Consider the following 2140-nt stretch of genomic DNA (forward strand, 5'->3'; position numbering starts at 1 on the left):
CTGTCATATCAGTATTTTAGAGTATATGTATTTAATGTGATTGGACAATGAATATTTAGGTATTTAGTTCATTATTATATTAAAAAACGAGGATAATGAACCTGAATGTTAATCCAAGTCCTATCCTCGTTACACTAATATTTGATCTGTAATGACTGATGAATAGTGGAATTAAATTTACTGCAATTGAATTCTAAGGCTTTACCAAATTAACGCGACCTCATTTTCAATGTTATTCCACTGCAAATAAATACGGATAAACCGGTTGTTGTCCGTCATGTTCATCAATTTCAACTTCAGGATACTGCGCTTCAATCCACTCTATCAATGCTTCCGTTTCTTCCGCATTCGCATCCTGACCTGAGATCAACGTAATGATTTCACTGTCATCAGTGACCATCTGTTCCATCAAGCCATGCAATGTTTCAGTAAGTTGCGCATCGCTCGTTACAATTTTATCATTCATTAAGCCGATATAATCATTCTCATTAATCGTTACGCCATCGACTTGTGTATCTCGAACCGCCGTCGTCACTGCACCAGACACGACTGCTTCTAAAGCCTCCGTCATCACTTCTTTATTCTCAGAGAGTTCAGCATCGTGATCCAAATTAAACAATGCAGTGATGCCTTGTGGTACTGAGCGTGTAGGAATAACTACGGTCTCAGCTTGAACCATCTCTGCAGCTTGTTCACTCGCTAAGATGATGTTCTTATTGTTTGGTAGGATCATCGCACGTTCACAACCTGACTGCTCGATCACTTTCACGATATCTTCGGTGGATGGATTCATCGTTTGACCACCACTAATAATATGAGTGGCACCCATCGACTTAAAGAGTTCGGAAATTCCTTCGCCCATTGAAATAGCGATGATTGCAGTTTCTACTTGTGCGATGTCTTCTTGATTACCTTGTTGATTTTGCTCTTTCTTCACGACTTCACGATGTTGTTCGCGCATATTTTCAACTTTTAACTTAATGAGCTCACCGTATTGTTGTACGTAATTAAAAACGTCTCCAGGTTTTTCCGAATGTACATGAACTTTAACAATCTCGTCATCATTAATCACGAGCAATGAGTCACCAAACGCGCTCATATCTTCTCTAAATTGCTGTTCATCGAATGTTTTACCTGCGTCGTCAAAACGCGCCATCACTTCTGTACAATAGCCGTATTGGATGTCTTCAGTATTCATCACGCCATGAAAATCATGTGCTTCTGCTTCAAGATCTACATCTGCAACATTTTCAGAGACACTAGAAGTACGTGCTTCAATCGTCTCACCTTTAAGGGCTGCTAAGAAACCTTCCAACACGGTAACTAAGCCCTTACCTCCGCTATCAACGACACCGACTTCTTTCAACACTGGGAGCAAATTCGGCGTGTTCTCTAATGATTGGTTAGCCGCTTCAATGATTGTCTGGAAGAATGTCTCCATCTCCTCATGGCTATCCGCAACTGCCATCGCTTTCTCTGCAGTGTCTTTAGCAACTGTGAGAATCGTACCTTCCACTGGTTTCACGATAGCTTGATATGCCGTTTCTACACTTGCTTGTAACGCTTTAGCAAGCAGTGGCACGTCAATTTCAGCATCTTGCTCAATACGTTGGCAGAACCCGCGAAAGATTTGTGAAAGAATCACTCCTGAATTACCACGCGCGCCCATGAGTAAGCCTTTCGCGAAGACTTGTCCTACTTGTCCAATGTGAGAAGACGCTTGATTAGAGACAGCCTCATTCCCTGATGTCATAGTCAAGTTCATATTCGTTCCAGTGTCACCATCAGGAACTGGATAGACGTTTAATGAGTCGATTAAGTTTACATTGTTTGATAAATTTTTCGCTCCTTGTTCAATCATCTTCGCAAATAATTTACCATCGATATACCTTACCATTTGCTTATATCCTCCTACTCGTCTTCTCAACGTAATTTCTATGTATAACGCGATTTCCCGTTCTCGCTCTACAATATTTCTATTATATATTGATAACGATTGATCTTCATTTATCGTTTTTAAATTTAATTTTTTCCTTTGTATAAAATGACTGGGAGGCCCTGTGTTGCCTGTTTGAATCGTACACAGAGCTAGAGTAATCTATATATAATTATTTTCTTATACTTCTCCACAATATGGAAG

General features: G+C 40.0%; 1 protein-coding gene. It reads right to left on the reverse strand.

What is annotated here, in order from left to right; genetic code table 11:
* Positions 1-232: 232 nt before the first annotated feature.
* The gene (gene fakA / locus CD126_RS09830; RefSeq protein WP_103370409.1) at positions 233-1897 is read right to left on the reverse strand and encodes a fatty acid kinase catalytic subunit FakA; all 1665 of its coding nucleotides are present in this window, start codon (positions 1895-1897) and stop codon (positions 233-235) included.
* Positions 1898-2140 lie beyond the last annotated feature (243 nt).

It is taken from the genome of Staphylococcus pettenkoferi (assembly GCF_002902685.1).
In the GTDB taxonomy this organism is placed as follows: Bacteria; Bacillota; Bacilli; order Staphylococcales; family Staphylococcaceae; genus Staphylococcus; species Staphylococcus pettenkoferi.

Coding starts and splice junctions, on each gene's coding strand:
- fakA (WP_103370409.1), bottom strand. CDS start 1,897: ATGGTAAGGTATATCGATGGTAAATTATTTGCGAAGATGATTGAACAA.